This is a genomic window from Enterovibrio gelatinilyticus (assembly GCF_028683095.1).
Lineage (GTDB): Bacteria > Pseudomonadota > Gammaproteobacteria > Enterobacterales > Vibrionaceae > Enterovibrio > Enterovibrio gelatinilyticus.
This window is the reverse complement of record NZ_JAJUBC010000036.1, coordinates 42,227-57,765: the sequence shown is the minus strand read 5'-3', so window position 1 is coordinate 57,765 and position 15,539 is coordinate 42,227. Positions and strand designations below refer to the sequence as shown.

Below are 15,539 nucleotides of genomic sequence, written 5' to 3'. Positions count from 1 at the left end.
GCAGTTTCCCTCTAACATCACCATCTAATACAACAATAGAGTTTGGGTGTTTAAAGCTAGGTACTTTTTTGCGCCCTAACTCTAGGTAGTTATTGCATCCCATTGTTAATGATTCGTACTTCAATTTGAACTTATTGCCTTGCAGCAAGGCTTTAGTAAATTGAATGCACTCTGCATCTTCAGTGTAAATAGATATTGCCTTTACTTCTTCAGAAAAGTTACCGATAGTAACATTTAAATTATGTAAAATACTCTTAAAATCAGGAGTTTCCTCTACCAATATTTTATTATCTTGCTTTGTTAGATATACGGTATTGAACTGTCGAAACCTTCCCTGAGATTTTTTCAACTCAGAAAGTTTCTCAAGCATTTGAAGTGAATGAGTTGTTGCTATGATCTGTATTTTATCTGTATTGCTAATACTAGCCAGCAATTCTAGTAATATAACTTGTGAACCAGGGTATAGGGTTGCATCAATCTCATCTATTGCCAAAATGCCACCTTGGTAATCATTTGGATAATTTTCTTTGAGACGCTTAAACGACAAAATAGCTAACAGAATCTTGCCTAAGTTATCTTGTCCTGCTGAATTAGACTTCCAATCATAGTGCTCAGTTGATACACCTAGAGTATTCTTAGAAAGGCCTTCGATATAGTCGATAGTCTGTAAGTTATCCCGGGTGATGAGGATTTTTTTGTAATATTTAGTAAACCAACTTTGTTCCTCAGGAGTTAGTTGAATATCTTTCTCCTGAACTTTTCCTGCTTCAGCGATAGGAATAAGGCGTTTCAAGCTTAGATATAATACTGGGAGTTGAATGTACCCACTTCCCGCATCTCGTATGCCTTTTTGCCAAAATCTAATTGAGTTGGCTGTTCGAGGAATACTCTCAACAGTAAACCCGCCATCTTCACCAATATCTTCATGTAGTTCATGGTCGTGGAAGTAAAGAGTCCACTCATGACTACCAGCCAAATCCCTTTCAGGAGAAAGCTTAAATTTATCAGAAAAAGATGAACGATAACTCCCGCCAATTAATGGTTTTTCATACGAAAAATGGTGGTCTTTGCTTGGGATAGTGAAAGTTTGACTGAGAATACCTAAAAGAGTGCTTTTTTGTGTACCGTTTTGCCCTGCAATGAGTGTTACATAATCTCCGAGAGAGAATTTGACATCTGTAAAACCACGAAACTTTTCGATATGAACTTTATTAATAATCATGTCAACCACATTAACTTTTATCTTATTAGGACTAAATTATTTCGATGCAGCCCAATATTAGATGATACTAACTTAAATAGAGTACACTTTCATTAATGTTTACTCCACATTTCGACAAATAAAGTATTTTCACTATGGTATTAGATATGCTTGTTTTTTGTTGTGCTGTGGCAACAAAATCAGAGGCTCATCTTACAGTGCTTCTAGAGTTAAAGTATTACTAAACTTAAGTAGTGGTTTTTGAAATTTAATAGCTATCAGTCGTAGCTTACAAAGGAACACAAATGAGTAGAGTAACCTATCAATCACGCTTAAGTTGAGCCTGTAACAGATTCTATGATTTATTGTCCCAACAACCCTGAGTGATGCTGTCGGCATTCATGAAACGGTGATAGAGCGAGTCAAGCTACTGGTTACGCTCAACCGCCTTAACGAAGACAAGCTAAAATGAGTAAAGCCCCTCATAGGGGCTTTCATCTACAAAACCTCACCATGGGATTAGTCGCCCAGAGGGTAAGGCATGGGTGTTTGAGCAATGCGTCTAACGATGTCTTTAACAATCATTTCCGCTTGCGCTTCAACACGATCATTCACTTCGTCTGATGACTCTACCGGATGATGACTGGGTTTGGACAGCTCAAGTAAACTCATCATTTTGATATTGAGCTCAGTGACTCTCTCAATCCACTGATACTTTTTCGTTCTAGATTCCAAATCAGCATGACTGAACAATTCTGCCTCGAGGCAAGCGTTAATCACTTTCTTTTTGATCATAAGTTTTAGCTTACCATTCTTGGTTAACGCTGATGCCATCTTCTTTTCAAATTTGGAGATGTCTTCGGTAGGTACAGAAATATCTTTTCGCATAATGTTTTTCTTAAACGTACAAAGCACAGAAAAGAAATGCAAACATACTTCAAATAGGGGAGTTAAGAGGGATCCCCTCTTACCAGCAGACAACCTTGAGCGAAGCGGGTTGTCCTATCTGGAATCCCACCAAAAGCATTATGATCCAGTGCGTTGTTTGCAATTCGAGAGCTGATTTTCTACCGTTAAAGAAAACATGCTCAAGAACTGGACAGTTACCACACAGGCCGTAAAAAACGGCGCAGACGGCGTGATAATTAGAGAGCGCTACCTGCTTTCACAACAACACTCCAACCATAGAAACACTGAACAAATCATGCCAATTATCGGCTCACCGGAAACGTCAAGACGGGTGGCATTGGTGGGTGAGCAATTTCGTCTAAACCAGAAGTTAAACAATCATAAGGGCGGCAGACCGCTATCTAGCTATGCGGTTGAATTTTGCCTAACCCTCCCCAAAGGCCATCGACCATCAATTGAACAATGGCAATCAATCGTGAGTGATTGTTGTATTCATCTCGCTCGCTTTATGCTGCTAACACCCGATGAAATGAAACAGTACAAATCGCAGATAAGAGCTGTGTTGCATCAGCAGCCGCAACAAGGGCGAACTGGTTCAGGCGACCACGTTCATCTCATCATTGGTAAAGTGATTGGTAACAAAGTCCTGAAAGTGCTTCAGCAAAAAAAGGGAACATCTTTCATCAAACAAGCATTTAACGCTGCGGTTCTCAAGCATGTCGGACTTGACTATCGTGAGTACAAACCCTTTGAGCTGAATCGCGGGAAACGCCTCGAAACATGGCGCTACGAGCACCGCAATGCGGAAGAAGCAAAGCACACGCAAAAGCTTATAGCCAAGCTTCAGGCGCAAGCTGATAAGTGGTTTAAAGCGTTAGAAGAGTTCGATTTGAAACAGCAAAACAGGCAGTTGAATAGAATGCTAAAGACGTTTGAGGAGCTCTCGTCCAGTGCATTGTCTGAAGCACAAGAAGAACAAGTCACGACACTAAGGCGTAAAGTCCACAGTCTGAAGCGAAACTAGCATAGCCCGACAGGGCTATGCTTTTGCTTGAATTTCTAGTGCATCATCTCATTGAGAAAGTCTGGCGTGAAGATTTGTTCAATGCCCTTCCCCGAACCAATCGCTTCCAGCAGTGCAAACAAACCCTCGCGCTGCTCTGGGTCAGCATAGCGCAACAATGACCAAAGCCGAGCATTTGGGTTCGCTTCTTCGTTGTGTAAGTTACGCAAAAGCTGCTTAAACTCTTGGCGGTGACTACAGCCATTGAGCAGCAATTGCAGGCTCTGTTGCTGAGATGAAGTAAATAGATCTGGATAGATAGACGAAGCAATGTGCATATAGGTTCCTTAACCGTATCAACTCATTTGCTTAAAGGTTTACTAAGTTATTCGCCTAGATCCAAATCAAAACAGCACTTTTGTACAGAAAAACCAACAATAAGAGCTTAAGGAATTGAAAAATATAAGATAAAAATCAAAAGGCAAAGAGAAGGGGCTGACCGTGAAGAAGCAGATTATGCGTTACAGACGCTAGAAACATTGAAGAAGAGAGACTAGAATTATCACCGAGGATGTTGGTGCCACAGAGCAAAAAAGAAATGTCCCCTACATGTCCCCTGCTTTTTTCGCATACAATAACCATATGTTTTTATGGATTATTTTTTAATTCAATTCCAATCCAGCATCGGAGCGATAGAGAAGCGGGCAGTAGGATACATAGTTAACATCTCACTAAATTTCGGCGTCTTAGCTACATATTCCACGACGGCGAAGCAATATAATTTTTAATTAGACTCGCGATGAGTTCCTCAACTGTCCCTTGGGGATATATATGGGGACACGATATGCGTTGCGAGCCTTGGGAGGCGGGATTATACATACCCCCCACAACCGCTTCAAATTTAGTCAGCGTAAATTTCCCTCTCCGTCAAAATCGTCAAAACCAGCAAGGTCGATCGCAAAATATCATGTCGCAACTAACCGTATTCTTCAAACAACACTCTACTCCGTCACATTTTTACCGCAGCCTTCTCGCGATCTAAATAACCAAGGTCAAACAAATAAAAAGTACGAGTAGCAAAATAAATTTAGCGTCACTCGGTTCAATGCAACCCATTGAAAGGTAATAAATTCAGGATGTTTTTTATTCTTTGATATTGTTTCATGCGTTAAATCAGTCAGTTATGGAATACATTCGATGCGAGCCTGTTAACAAATCATGAGCGACTTAGACGCTTTTGAGCTGTTTTGGACCTAACAGACGATTAATCATACGGAATAAAAACAATGAATAAGAAAACACTCGCTATTGCTATCGCCACTTCTGTTTTCACCTCTCAAGCGGTTGCAATCGAGCTTTATAATGCAGACGGTTCTACATTCGCGATCGGCGGCCATGTTTCTGTCGCGCTGAGCGATTCAGAAAAAGGTGAGCTAGAAGTTATCTCTGCATCACCACGCCTGAACTTCAACGCAACTCAAGACATGGGCAATGGCTTTGTTGCTGATGCAAAAGGTGAGTGGGCACTGAACTACTTAACCAACAGTGCAAATGCATTCACTACCCGTCTTGGCTACATTGGCCTGACTCATGAAGACGCAGGCCGTGTGGTTGTGGGTACCCAATGGGCACCTTACTACAACGCTGTTGCAACCACTGACAAGCCTATCGCTTTCGCTAACGATTTTACCTACAGCGACCACGCCAACCTAGGCACTGGCCGTGCTGACAAGATGGTGAGCTACACCAACACGCTGGCACTGGGTGAATCTCACGCACTGACAATGTCTGGTGCTTGGCAGGGCGCGCACGACGACTATGAAGCACGTCTGCAAGCAGCGATCAGCTACAACATCTCAGCATTCGCAGTTAACTACGCCTTCACCACGGGTGATGTAGGTACTATCGTTGCTGAATCACACATCGTCAGTGCAAGCTACGGTTCATGGGATAAAGGCTTGTATGTTTCAGGGGCTTACTCAATGGGTGAGTACATGATTCAGGAGCTAGAAGAAACCAATGCGATGGAGTTTCTGGCGGGCTACGCGCTAAGCAACGGCGTAAACCTGATCGCAAACTACGAGTCAGTGACAGACGAGAAGAAAAACAGCTCTGTTTATGAAACAGCGGCGATTCAAGCTGAGTACAAATTCACCCCAACCTTCGTAGGCTTTGGTGGTTTCCAGTTTGGCCTAGATGGCTCAGAGGAAGACAACAACCAGTGGAAACTGGGCGTTCGTTACTACCTGTAATCGAGTCACGGCTCTAAACGGGTAACCCGTTAGAAGCACAAAAATCCCTGAGTCTGACTCAGGGATTTTTTTATTCCGATTTTAGAACGGGTCATACGGGGAAGAGACGAAGAGACTTTCGTACGCCACGATTTATGAAGATCACGGTGTTCGCCTGACGACACAAGCGAGTATATGAGGCAATGGAGCTATTTGAATTTGATTCGCGATACATCAACAGCATCTTGTTTTGCTAGTTTTGCCTCGAGTTGCTTTACTTTTAACTCTAACTGCGTGGTATATGCAGCTTGTTCTCGTTCAACAAGCTTTTGAAAATGAGAACAGTCGATCTGCTCTGCTCCGCCAAATCGATACGTTAGCCTCAAACCAAATTGGGTTTCATCACCTTCATCGATATTTACAATGCTATCGCTAGCTTGAATGCCATCGTACATCCCCTGCCCCACGCCTGAGCTGAGTTCCCAAGGTTGAAAATCAGACTGCTCACAAGAGGAGTTATTTGAGGAGCGAATTTCACTAGAAGCATGTGCATTCATCGAACCCAATAGTAAAACGCTCAGTAGTAGCAATCTCATTTCGTCGCCTCAATTAAAAACAGTTCAGCTTTAGTGCAAATTCTTGAACCTAAACTTCCATGCAATGCCACGGAGCAAACTTTGAAAATCTGTGCGCCATGCCGATTTTCTAACGTCACTGGCACATCAATCGCAAGTATGTCGTCCCCATCCATTTGGAATACATCTGTTACTTGTTGATTATTAACCTCAATGTAATACCCCGTTTCATTACCAAAATGTCGAATAGTGATCGGAACAAACGCATCAGGAGTCAAATGCCAAGCATCTAAGTTATCAGCCCCACCATAGCGCACTGGCGTTTGGAAATGAGATGTTGCCGCAAGTGACATCGATGAAAATAAAGCCATAAAAAGAATTAGATACTTCATCACAAACCTCAAATAACAATATTAAAGGGCACTAAAATAATGCCCTTGGTATTGTTACAGGCAGTCAATATCCATCACTGTGGTAATACGCAGTTCGCTGTCCGCATCAAAACGGTATGACGGCATATCTACTTTCAATCTCACTTCAGTCTCTACGCTACTTGCCACCTGAAAAGACCCTTCAGGTTTAACTTCAGAAATCCCAGCCAATCCATTATCAACAGCAAATGTTGAGTAAGCTTCAACATCTGTTTTCTCGCCATTTGCACCAAAGTTATTTGATTCGTCCCAAACACTAAAGTCACGCATCGTGATAGTCGCAAAGCCATTGTTACCGTTATTGATCACTCGAAAGGTCGCAGGCGTTTCAGCATTAACATTTGAAATTCTTTCGTCAGAAAATCGAATCGAACCTTCTAAGTCCGCATTTTCCATAACAAATCCACACGTCAATGGAATGGTTTCTGCAAATTCAAGTTGCGTTGAAGACGCTGCTAGAACATTAAAAGAAGTCGCCAATACAGAAAGTGCAATTACGGTGTGCTTCATTTTTTTCCCTTTCGCTGTTTATACATCACAATTACGTACTAGTACCAATTAGTGATAAGAATTTGTTTTTAATACCTTTGCAATAAGATGCTTCCGATGAGCACTTCGTTGCGATGGGAGGAATATAATTTATTCGTACTTGGTACGCAATAGTGCATCTAGAACTTTTTTTTCAAGGCAGTGTTCAAAGCAGAGAGAAAATGTTGATGAAGTCAGAGCTGACAAGGCTTCGATTAAGATCACTAGTTCGGGTGTTTTTTTTCATTTTTTTTCACTAATCACTCTATTTTTGTAATATTGGCAACAAAACCACCACCAATCTCGATAGCCCTCGGCAGATATAATCTACTTTCCTGAACATTACTGGTACTAAGTACGTAAAAATTGCTACTCTATCAATCTCACCCACAGTCAATAAACATCATGGCTAGAATTACCGCAGAAGAAAAAGAACAGAAAAAACAAATGATGGATGAATTGATCTTCCAAATCTTTCTTGCGGAAGGTTGGGAGGCCATCACTTACGACCGTTTGGCTAAAGAACTCAACGTAAGAAAAAGCAGCATTCAATCCTACTATCCAAAAAACGTAATGTTCGCAACTGCATTACAAGGGCGCGTCTTCCCCGTCGTGATTGAAAAGCTCGACTTCAGTTCGAAAGATGGCTTCATTCAATCATGGCTGTTGGCATATCACGATGAAGAGTCGCACATATTTAAAGAAGTGGTAAAAATGCTGCTTCACAACATCATCAAAAATGGCACAAGTCCGTATTCAAGAAGCGCTATTATGAAACTGCAACACATCCTTGGAAAAAACATTGGGGAAGAGGGAGCGGATCACGCCATAAAAATGGTTTTAGGTGCGACGTTGTATAGTCAGATGTCCGTATAAACACCCAGAGCACGGCTAGCCAGACGTGCTCTGAGTATTATAAACGAACTTTCCGCCTATTCAGGACAGCCCTCCAATTTGTAGATGGCATACCCTTTCTGATTAAGCGCTTGATCATATTGCGGAAGATCTGCCGTGGTATGGCAAAATGCGCAATTGCCGGATTTAACGTTAGCGTCAGGTTCACCAATGTCTGCCAACCACGCTTTGGCATATTTCACTGCAAGATCATCGTCTTTTACACGCATCAATACATCGAAGTGTAGAATTTTCCCTGACGATGCTGTCGCGTAAGTGTCATAAACATGTATTGCCATGACCTCCCCTCCCTACCCTTTCACAACGCCAGGCAGTGACAAATCACCTGAGGCAATATCATCCACACCTGTGACACAAAGCAAAGGGTTATGCACACTGTCATTAACCTTCAGCACCGCAGTAACCGCATCAAAGTTAAAGTTGTCGTTGAATCGAATGTCTTTAGTCGGCACCTCAACGGTCAACTCTGTTTTGGCGAACTGCGGTTCATAGCCGGGGCTATCGATATATATCGGAAGCTCAGGCCAAGAGAGAGGAACCGTTGGCGATGTCCCTTCCGGAATATCTCTTACTTTCAAGCCACCAGGGCACAGTTTGTCTTCGGTAAGTACCACCCAGTGAGAATGCCATACGTTGCCATCATTGGCGTTGTCTCCATCCTGGTTTTCGTCGTAGCGCGGCGTGTCATCGAAATCTGGATGAGCCGTCACCGCTAAAGCGACAATGCCTTTGTCTTTATCAAACCCGATGTCTGCGGAGTTAAGCGCGGTTGGCCATACGTAGCTGTAGACCTCCGATCCCGCTAATTGACCGACAGGGGTGGGCTTCTCTTTTCCCGCCTCTCCGACAACGGCTGTTTGAAACGTCAATGACGTGCCATTTTTTACGATTTTTGCGTGAACAATATCGAACGTTGGGTTTATACCGTCTTTCTTCTCACTGACGATATGACCTTCATGCGCATTTTGGTGCGCAGCGACGGAGGTACTCAACGAAAGTACAAGTAATGCGAGTGTGTGTTTTTTCATCATAAATTCCTTCTTTTTGATTTTTGGTTTCGCATCGAAACTTTTAATTAGTATAAGAATCCTGCTATGCTTGTCAACATAGTTTCGACAAAAAACCATTTTCAATAAGAAGCGAGCATGAACGATATCGATCCTATCTGTGACATCCTTGAGCGCATCACGACTTTGTATCGCAATGAAGTGCGACTCGTTGGCGTTGAGCATGGGTTGCACCCTGTTCATCTAGAAGTGATCTACTACCTATCTCGTTGTAACAAATACAGCGATACACCCGCCGCCGTTACGGAATTTTTGGGCATCACCAAAGGCACGACATCGCAATCTATTTCTCTTTTGGAAGCGAAGGGTTACCTCACCAAAGAGAAAGATCCAAATGATCGCCGCGTTTCTCATTTGGTGTTAACGCCTCAAGGCGAAGCGGTCGCGAGAAAAGCCATTCCTCCCGTGTCTTTAAAACATGGATTGGAAAAGCTAGGGTGTGGAAGCGCAGCATTAAAAGTACAGCTGGAAGCCTTGTTGCGAGACATTCAACGTAGTACCCAATCGGCGAGTTTTGGCCTGTGTAAAACGTGCCAATTTCATTCACCAATGTCTGATGGACATTTTTATTGCGAACTCACCAAAGAGACCTTGATTGCAGATTACGGGACATTAATTTGCCGAGAGCATACATATATTCAAAAAAATGAGTAACTCCAGTGTTAATGCATCTAAATCTGTGCTGTCATCTAAAATGAGCAAAAACGTATAGGAAAAAGTGCAAACTTTACGTGCTAGAACGCATTTTCTCGCTTTTTGGCATATTTCTATCATCTACAATGATGAAAGATAAACCCTCATCACGGCCTTGCAGGTGCGCGTTGAGTTTGCTGTGATAGAATGAAGCCTTAAGCCTGATTTTTGAGGTCATAATGACCAATCATTCGCAACTCATTGCCCGTGCTCAGTCGTTGTGTGAACAACGTGGTGTTCGATTAACGACACAACGGGAAAGAGTGTATGAAATCATCATTCAAAGTAAACGTGCGATCAGTGCGTATGATTTATTGGATGTTTTAAGAGAAATTGAACCTCAAGCGAAACCACCCACTGTGTATCGAGCGCTCGATTTTTTGCTTTCTCAAGGCTTTGTGCACAAAGTTGAGTCAACCAATAGCTTTATTGCTTGCTGTCTGCCCGGTCATGAGCAACATTGTTCTCAACTTCTAATTTGTGATTCGTGTGGCGCAGTAGAAGAGTGTCATGCAGACTCCTTATCTAACGCCCTCCAAGAGAAGGCGAATCAGGTCGGTTTTGTCGTGAATCATCACGTCATTGAAACACATGGAACATGCCACGCTTGCCAGTTGGCTACACATAACATGCAGTAGGACGGTGAATAAGGATTATGCGCGCTGAATTTGTAAACCCATTTTTATCTTCGTTGGTTAACGTGCTTACCACTATGGCGCAGTTAGAAATTACGCCAAAGAAGCCTCAAGTAAAAAAAACTGAAATCGCAAAAGGCGATGTGTCAGGCTTGATTGGTATGGTTGGCCCTAAAACCAAGGGCTCACTTTCTGTGACGTTCGAAGAAGAACTCGCATTGGAAATCATGAGCCGTATGCTAGGGGAGCGCCCAACCTCTATTGATGCTGACGTTACGGATATGGTTGGTGAGATCACCAATATGGTCACAGGTGGTGCGAAGCGTATTCTTGCTGAGAAGGGATTTGATTTCGAAATGGCAACACCGATTGTTGTTTCAGGCAAAGAACACACGATTACTCATAAAAGTGAAGGCCAGATTATTCTGATGCCTTTTGATTCAGAGTTTGGTCGCGCTTATATCGAAATCTGCTTCGATTGATGTTGATGATGCCGTTGCCTGCTGAATAAGCGGCTTTGTTAAAAAGCGCCTATCACAGATACCCATAAAAAAACGCCGCTAAAAAAGATGCGGCGTTTTTTGTTTCTTACTAACCCTGAGAAATTACGCGCGCCATTGTTTGAACGCGTTAATCAAACCGTTGGTTGAACTATCATGGCTTGCAACGGCTTCTTGATCTGCAAGCTCTGGCAAAATTTGGTTCGCCAGTTGCTTACCTAGCTCTACGCCCCACTGATCAAAGCTGAAGATGTTCCAAATAGCACCTTGTGCGAAAATCTTGTGCTCGTACATAGCAATCAGTGCGCCTAGCGTACGAGGAGTGATCTGCTTCACCAAGATTGAGTTGGTAGGGCGGTTGCCTTCGAACACTTTAAACGGTACAAGCTCTGCCACTTCTGCCGCTGCTTTACCTGCTGCAACGAACTCAGCTTCTACCTGATCGCGTGTTTTACCAAACGCCAACGCTTCTGTTTGTGCGAAGAAGTTCGCCATCAGTTTTGGATGGTGATCGCTCAATGGGTTGTGGCTGATTGCAGGTGCAATGAAATCACATGGAATGATTTTGGTGCCTTGGTGAATCAACTGGTAAAACGCGTGTTGACCGTTAGTCCCTGGCTCACCCCAAATGATTGGGCCGGTTTGGTAATCAACAGGCAGGCCATCACGAGCGACATACTTACCGTTTGATTCCATGTTTCCTTGCTGGAAGTACGCGGCAAAACGGTGCAGGTATTGATCGTACGGCAAAATCGCTTCTGATTCTGCACCATAGAAGTTGTTGTACCAAATGCCAATCAACGCCAATAGCACAGGCACGTTTTCAGAGAACGGAGTCTGCTGGAAGTGGTTATCCATATCGTGTGCGCCCGCTAGCAACTCGATGAAGTTATCATAGCCAACCGCTAAACAGATAGACAGACCGATTGCTGACCACAGTGAGTAGCGACCGCCAACCCAATCCCAGAATTCGAACATGTTGTCAGTGTCGATACCAAATTCCGCAACAGATTTTGCGTTAGTAGACAGTGCTGCAAAGTGTTTCGCTACGTGTGCTTGGTCTTCTGCTTTCGCCAAGAACCAGTCACGCGCTGACAATGCATTGGTCATGGTCTCTTGTGTGGTGAACGTTTTAGATGCAACCAAGAATAACGTCGTTTCTGGGTTCAAATTTTTCAACGTTTCGGCGATATGCGTGCCATCAACATTAGACACAAAGTGCAGGTTCAGGCGCGTTTTGTACGCAGCCAGTGCTTCTGACACCATGTAAGGCCCAAGGTCTGAACCGCCAATACCGATGTTCACGATGTCGGTAATTTCTTTGCCAGTGTAGCCTTTCCATTCACCGCCGATCACTCGCTCAGAGAAGGCTTTCATCTTCTCAAGCACAGCGTTCACGTGTGGCATGACATCTTCACCATCAACCATGACCGGTGTGTTGCTGCGATTGCGAAGAGCAATATGCAACACCGCGCGATCTTCTGTTTGGTTAATTTTATCACCGCCAAACATCGCACCAATCGCGGTTTTCAATTCTGTTTCTTCTGCCAGCGCGAACAATTTATCGAGTGTTTGTTCACTGATCAGGTTTTTCGAGTAATCCAGAAGGATATCGTCACCGAAATTTACAGAGAATTTATCAAAACGGTTCGCATCTTTGGCAAACAGTTTGGTAAGGGTCAAATCCTGCGCATCTTCAAAATGGGCGGTTAGCGCTTTCCACGCTGCCGTTTGCGTCGGATTGATAGACTTCAACATAATTATTATTCCTTTGTAAACAGAGTCTGATATCGCGGGCACTACCCTCCCGCTTATTTCAGAGGCAGACCGTGAATGTCGCAAGGTCTCCAGAATCGCATCATGGTACGATGTCATTTCGCTTGATTCCAGAACAACCTGAGGCCGACATATTGTCATGTTTGTATGGCGCGAGTGTTGCGCTAGGTCAGTGATTGCATCACAGCCATAGTCGCCTCTTTTTGTTGCAGGTGACTTTAACCAATTTCTACCTCAAGAGGTGTTTTAAATGTGGGCACAGAAAACAATCAACCTTCGTGCGCGACCTCGTGGCTTTCATTTGATCACCGATGAGATTGAGCAGCAGCTCCCCATGATTAAGGACTTAAACGTGGGCCTTGTTCATGTGTTTATACAGCACACCTCTGCCAGCCTGACACTCAATGAAAATGCCGACCCTAGCGTTCGTAAGGACATGGAGTCTCACTTCAACGCATTCGTGCCAGAACGGGCTTCATATTATGAACACATATATGAAGGCGATGATGATATGCCTGCGCACATCAAATCTTCTACGTTAGGTTCAAGCGTTTCTATTCCCATTACGAATGGGCGGCTCACATTGGGAACGTGGCAAGGAATTTACTTGGGTGAGCATCGCGATCACGGGGGCTCAAGGAGAGTTGTGGTGACTATTCAGGGGGAGTGATTTTCTCTGGGGAAGAAGTGAATACAAATAGCCAACGCTGTGCGTTGGCTATTTTTGCCTTAAAACGGCTGATTGATCATGACCCTAAACAGCCCTTCTTCGCTGCCCCATGCCATTTCTGAGCGTACAACGATCCCTTCAACCTGAAAGCGCATGGCGACACCACTGCTCCATTTCATATCACGATGAAGTTCAGCTAAATCATATTCGTCGGCCACGCGTCCCACATCAGCAAACAGCACCCATTGCCACCATGGTACGTCATACCAATCAAATACGGGCAACTCACCAAGAGGTTGCCATTCTGGCATGACGCGATATTCAGCACTGTAGCTTAGCGCGGAGCGCCCTGCGAATCGTCCTGTTTGGAAGCTACGTAAGCGGTAAAAACCACCTAAACGAGCACCCGCAAACTCTGGCGGGCGATGATATTCACTCACGCCATCAATAGCGGTGGTTTGGTTCCAACTTGGGGTATCACTGGTATACACGTTAAACGCCACGACTTGTTGATTCGCCAAGTCTTTCCACGCACCAAGATCCCAATACCAGCTTTGGCTGACCTCCCACTGCCACCAGCTCGCTCTATCATCTGCACCCGGATCAGCCGTGATAACAACATCACTCAGGCTCCCCATGGTAGGGCTACTTAAACTATTGCGATTATCCCAACGAAAACGCGTTTCAGCGCCCCAAACTTCTTCTGCTCTGCCAAATTCACTCGGGGCATCGACCCCTTCACCTTTCAGTGACTGCGCGTGGTAGAACGGGCGAAACTCTATCGACGACACTCCGCTGTTCCAAGGTGCATCACCATCAACCGTTCGACGTGGAATCAAAGCCGCACGAATAGGTTGTTGTTTGCCTGCCCCCCAAGGAAGGATGTAGCGAAAGCCTATATGATGCTGCGCATCTCGGCTGTCCGCGATTAAGCGATCGTCAAAAGAAGAAGCGTTGGAGGCTGCGTCTCCCAAAAAGTAGTCGAACTGCTTAAAGTTGCCTTCATAAAACTGCCCACTGATTAACCAGCGACTCTCTGGTGAAAGCGTGTAGTTGTTGGCAGCAAAAAAGCCCATCCACGAGCCTTTACTCGAGCCTAACCCTGCGGCAAATAACGATGCCTGAGGCTGACCTGCATGTTTCCAAAGCCCAGCCATGCCAGCAGAAAAACCCATGGCTTCCGTTGAAAATGCAAAAGGAACCACTTCAATGTCTAACGCTTCTTCGGAAGTGTTAGAAGCCAATACGGGGGACAGTGGGCATAAGAAAGCCGCAACACAGGTTGCGGCTTTTAACGTTCGTAATATCAAGAGAACCTACAAATCATTTAGGTATAAACAATGTCGACACGTGATGTGATATTTGTGACCAATTCATAACCAATCGTGCCAACGTGCTGGGCAATTTCTTCAACGGGTAACCCGTCTCCCCAAAGGATGACTTCATCACCCACACGATCCGTGGCGTCAGGGCCAAGATCGACGGTCAACATGTCCATAGAGACGCGACCGACCAATGGTACGCGACGACCATTCACCAACAACGGTGTGCCATCGGGCGCAACACGCGGATAACCATCACCGTAGCCGATGGCGACAACGCCTAGCAGGGTGTCACGTGGTGTCACCCAGCGACTCCCATACCCAATCGCATCGCCTTGCTTTGCGCGACGCACAGCAATGAGGCTGGATGTCATGGTCATGGCGGGTTGTAAGCCAAAATCAGCACCCGTTCGTTCAGACACCGGCGAGATACCATAAAGGCTGATCCCCGGACGAACATAATCAAAGTGGCTTGTCGGCCACATCAATGTACCCGACGATGCCGCCAGCGATTTAAGGCCAGGTTGCCCTGCAGTCAATGCTTTGAAGAGGTCAATCTGCTGCAAGGTAAGTGGATTTTCTGGCTCATCGGCACAGCCAAAATGGCTGATAAAATGCAGCGGTTTGGCAACGTTGGGGCAAGCTTCAAGACGCGCGATAAAATCACTGACATCATCAGGGTTAACCCCAAGGCGATGCATACCAGTGTCTATTTTCAACCAAACAGTGACAGGGCGTTCCAGCGTTGCACGCTCAAAGGCCTGCAACTGCTCTTCACAATGCAGCACGGTTTGTAAGTTATTGGCAACCACCGCAGGCAAATCAACGGCAGAGTAGAACCCTTCTAACAACAGAATAGGTTTGACCACACCGCCCGCACGAAGCTGTAACGCTTCATCCAAACGAGCAACACCAAAGCCATCCACTTGCGAAGACAAGGCTTTAGCCACAGGCAATAACCCATGCCCATAGCCATTAGCTTTAATAGCCGCCCATGCTCGGCTATTAGGGGCCATGGCACGAATCACATCAATGTTGTGGTTTAGTGCTGCTGTACGGATAAGCGCGGTTGCCGCTTTCATA

At 44.7% G+C, this 15,539-nt stretch carries 18 protein-coding genes; 7 read left to right on the top strand and 11 right to left on the bottom strand.

Features of this window, described 5'->3' with window-relative positions; translation table 11 throughout:
- Window positions 1-1,222: AAA family ATPase (locus LRP50_RS22490; protein WP_274166659.1), on the bottom strand; the 1,222-nt coding region annotated here is incomplete at its 3' end.
- A gap of 498 nt (window positions 1,223-1,720) precedes the next feature.
- Window positions 1,721-2,089, bottom strand: coding sequence for a hypothetical protein (locus LRP50_RS22485; protein ID WP_274166658.1), 369 nt, complete (start codon window positions 2,087-2,089; stop codon window positions 1,721-1,723).
- A 196-nt stretch (window positions 2,090-2,285) separates the two neighbouring features.
- On the opposite strand from LRP50_RS22485, the gene LRP50_RS22480 reads away from it, so the two are divergent.
- Window positions 2,286-3,134, top strand: a complete 849-nt coding sequence (locus LRP50_RS22480) for a hypothetical protein (RefSeq protein WP_274166657.1) — start codon at window positions 2,286-2,288, stop codon at window positions 3,132-3,134.
- A 35-nt stretch (window positions 3,135-3,169) separates the two neighbouring features.
- Here the strand turns inward: LRP50_RS22480 and LRP50_RS22475 are convergent, their stop codons facing one another.
- The gene (locus LRP50_RS22475; RefSeq protein WP_274166656.1) at window positions 3,170-3,451 is read right to left on the bottom strand and encodes a hypothetical protein; all 282 of its coding nucleotides are present in this window, start codon (window positions 3,449-3,451) and stop codon (window positions 3,170-3,172) included.
- A 948-nt stretch (window positions 3,452-4,399) separates the two neighbouring features.
- Between LRP50_RS22475 and LRP50_RS22470 the strand changes: the two genes are divergently transcribed.
- Window positions 4,400-5,365, top strand: coding sequence for a porin (locus tag LRP50_RS22470; RefSeq protein WP_274166655.1), 966 nt, complete (start codon window positions 4,400-4,402; stop codon window positions 5,363-5,365).
- Window positions 5,366-5,553: 188 nt separating this feature from the next.
- Here LRP50_RS22470 and LRP50_RS22465 read toward each other — a convergent pair whose 3' ends face one another.
- The 3 genes from LRP50_RS22465 to LRP50_RS22455 are packed head-to-tail and all read right to left on the bottom strand — an operon-like array spanning window position 5,554 to window position 6,860.
- Window positions 5,554-5,940 (bottom strand): hypothetical protein, encoded by a 387-nt coding sequence (locus LRP50_RS22465; RefSeq protein ID WP_274166654.1) that lies wholly within the window; start codon window positions 5,938-5,940, stop codon window positions 5,554-5,556.
- Window positions 5,937-6,311 (bottom strand): hypothetical protein, encoded by a 375-nt coding sequence (locus LRP50_RS22460; protein WP_274166653.1) that lies wholly within the window; start codon window positions 6,309-6,311, stop codon window positions 5,937-5,939. Before LRP50_RS22460 ends, LRP50_RS22465 begins: the two co-directional genes overlap by 4 nt.
- Window positions 6,312-6,365: 54 nt before the next feature.
- The gene (locus tag LRP50_RS22455) at window positions 6,366-6,860 is read right to left on the bottom strand and encodes a hypothetical protein (RefSeq protein ID WP_274166652.1); all 495 of its coding nucleotides are present in this window, start codon (window positions 6,858-6,860) and stop codon (window positions 6,366-6,368) included.
- A 423-nt stretch (window positions 6,861-7,283) separates the two neighbouring features.
- Here LRP50_RS22455 and LRP50_RS22450 point away from each other — a divergent pair, with 423 nt between their 5' ends.
- Window positions 7,284-7,754, top strand: a complete 471-nt coding sequence (locus LRP50_RS22450) for a TetR/AcrR family transcriptional regulator (protein WP_274166651.1) — start codon at window positions 7,284-7,286, stop codon at window positions 7,752-7,754.
- 56 nt (window positions 7,755-7,810) lie between these two features.
- On the opposite strand, the gene LRP50_RS22445 is transcribed toward LRP50_RS22450, so the two are convergent.
- Complete coding sequence (locus LRP50_RS22445) at window positions 7,811-8,071, bottom strand: DUF2024 family protein (protein ID WP_274166650.1); 261 nt, start codon at window positions 8,069-8,071, stop codon at window positions 7,811-7,813.
- A gap of 12 nt (window positions 8,072-8,083) precedes the next feature.
- A complete protein-coding gene (locus LRP50_RS22440; protein WP_274166649.1) occupies window positions 8,084-8,821 on the bottom strand; it encodes a hypothetical protein in 738 nt (245 codons plus the stop codon).
- Window positions 8,822-8,938: 117 nt separating this feature from the next.
- Between LRP50_RS22440 and LRP50_RS22435 the strand changes: the two genes are divergently transcribed.
- The 3 genes from LRP50_RS22435 (at window position 8,939) to LRP50_RS22425 (ending at window position 10,670) form a co-directional block, all read left to right on the top strand.
- On the top strand, window positions 8,939-9,514 hold the full coding sequence (locus LRP50_RS22435; RefSeq protein WP_274166648.1) for a MarR family winged helix-turn-helix transcriptional regulator: 576 nt from the start codon (window positions 8,939-8,941) through the stop codon (window positions 9,512-9,514).
- Between the two features lie 218 nt (window positions 9,515-9,732).
- Window positions 9,733-10,191, top strand: coding sequence for a zinc uptake transcriptional repressor Zur (gene zur / locus LRP50_RS22430; RefSeq protein ID WP_274166647.1), 459 nt, complete (start codon window positions 9,733-9,735; stop codon window positions 10,189-10,191).
- Between the two features lie 17 nt (window positions 10,192-10,208).
- The gene (locus LRP50_RS22425) at window positions 10,209-10,670 is read left to right on the top strand and encodes a chemotaxis protein CheX (protein ID WP_274166646.1); all 462 of its coding nucleotides are present in this window, start codon (window positions 10,209-10,211) and stop codon (window positions 10,668-10,670) included.
- A 123-nt stretch (window positions 10,671-10,793) separates the two neighbouring features.
- Here the strand turns inward: LRP50_RS22425 and pgi are convergent, their stop codons facing one another.
- Window positions 10,794-12,446 (bottom strand): glucose-6-phosphate isomerase, encoded by a 1,653-nt coding sequence (gene pgi / locus LRP50_RS22420; RefSeq protein WP_274166645.1) that lies wholly within the window; start codon window positions 12,444-12,446, stop codon window positions 10,794-10,796.
- 268 nt (window positions 12,447-12,714) lie between these two features.
- On the opposite strand from pgi, the gene LRP50_RS22415 reads away from it, so the two are divergent.
- Complete coding sequence (locus LRP50_RS22415) at window positions 12,715-13,134, top strand: secondary thiamine-phosphate synthase enzyme YjbQ (RefSeq protein ID WP_274166644.1); 420 nt, start codon at window positions 12,715-12,717, stop codon at window positions 13,132-13,134.
- A 59-nt stretch (window positions 13,135-13,193) separates the two neighbouring features.
- On the opposite strand, the gene LRP50_RS22410 is transcribed toward LRP50_RS22415, so the two are convergent.
- Window positions 13,194-14,444, bottom strand: coding sequence for a BamA/TamA family outer membrane protein (locus tag LRP50_RS22410; RefSeq protein WP_420791249.1), 1,251 nt, complete (start codon window positions 14,442-14,444; stop codon window positions 13,194-13,196).
- A 17-nt stretch (window positions 14,445-14,461) separates the two neighbouring features.
- Window positions 14,462-15,538 carry an alanine racemase gene (gene alr / locus LRP50_RS22405; protein ID WP_274166643.1) on the bottom strand — a complete coding sequence of 359 codons (1,077 nt, stop codon included), beginning with the start codon at window positions 15,536-15,538 and terminating at the stop codon, window positions 14,462-14,464.
- Window position 15,539 lies beyond the last annotated feature (1 nt).

What these genes read in the sequence shown, in the direction of transcription:
- LRP50_RS22485 (WP_274166658.1), bottom strand. Translation starts at nt 2,089, where the DNA reads ATGCGAAAAGATATTTCTGTACCTACCGAAGACATCTCCAAATTTGAA.
- LRP50_RS22480 (WP_274166657.1), top strand. Translation starts at nt 2,286, where the DNA reads ATGCTCAAGAACTGGACAGTTACCACACAGGCCGTAAAAAACGGCGCA.
- LRP50_RS22475 (WP_274166656.1), bottom strand. Translation starts at nt 3,451, where the DNA reads ATGCACATTGCTTCGTCTATCTATCCAGATCTATTTACTTCATCTCAG.
- LRP50_RS22470 (WP_274166655.1), top strand. Translation starts at nt 4,400, where the DNA reads ATGAATAAGAAAACACTCGCTATTGCTATCGCCACTTCTGTTTTCACC.
- LRP50_RS22465 (WP_274166654.1), bottom strand. Translation starts at nt 5,940, where the DNA reads ATGAGATTGCTACTACTGAGCGTTTTACTATTGGGTTCGATGAATGCA.
- LRP50_RS22460 (WP_274166653.1), bottom strand. Translation starts at nt 6,311, where the DNA reads ATGAAGTATCTAATTCTTTTTATGGCTTTATTTTCATCGATGTCACTT.
- LRP50_RS22455 (WP_274166652.1), bottom strand. Translation starts at nt 6,860, where the DNA reads ATGAAGCACACCGTAATTGCACTTTCTGTATTGGCGACTTCTTTTAAT.
- LRP50_RS22450 (WP_274166651.1), top strand. Translation starts at nt 7,284, where the DNA reads ATGGCTAGAATTACCGCAGAAGAAAAAGAACAGAAAAAACAAATGATG.
- LRP50_RS22445 (WP_274166650.1), bottom strand. Translation starts at nt 8,071, where the DNA reads ATGGCAATACATGTTTATGACACTTACGCGACAGCATCGTCAGGGAAA.
- LRP50_RS22440 (WP_274166649.1), bottom strand. Translation starts at nt 8,821, where the DNA reads ATGAAAAAACACACACTCGCATTACTTGTACTTTCGTTGAGTACCTCC.
- LRP50_RS22435 (WP_274166648.1), top strand. Translation starts at nt 8,939, where the DNA reads ATGAACGATATCGATCCTATCTGTGACATCCTTGAGCGCATCACGACT.
- zur (WP_274166647.1), top strand. Translation starts at nt 9,733, where the DNA reads ATGACCAATCATTCGCAACTCATTGCCCGTGCTCAGTCGTTGTGTGAA.
- LRP50_RS22425 (WP_274166646.1), top strand. Translation starts at nt 10,209, where the DNA reads ATGCGCGCTGAATTTGTAAACCCATTTTTATCTTCGTTGGTTAACGTG.
- pgi (WP_274166645.1), bottom strand. Translation starts at nt 12,446, where the DNA reads ATGTTGAAGTCTATCAATCCGACGCAAACGGCAGCGTGGAAAGCGCTA.
- LRP50_RS22415 (WP_274166644.1), top strand. Translation starts at nt 12,715, where the DNA reads ATGTGGGCACAGAAAACAATCAACCTTCGTGCGCGACCTCGTGGCTTT.
- alr (WP_274166643.1), bottom strand. Translation starts at nt 15,538, where the DNA reads ATGAAAGCGGCAACCGCGCTTATCCGTACAGCAGCACTAAACCACAAC.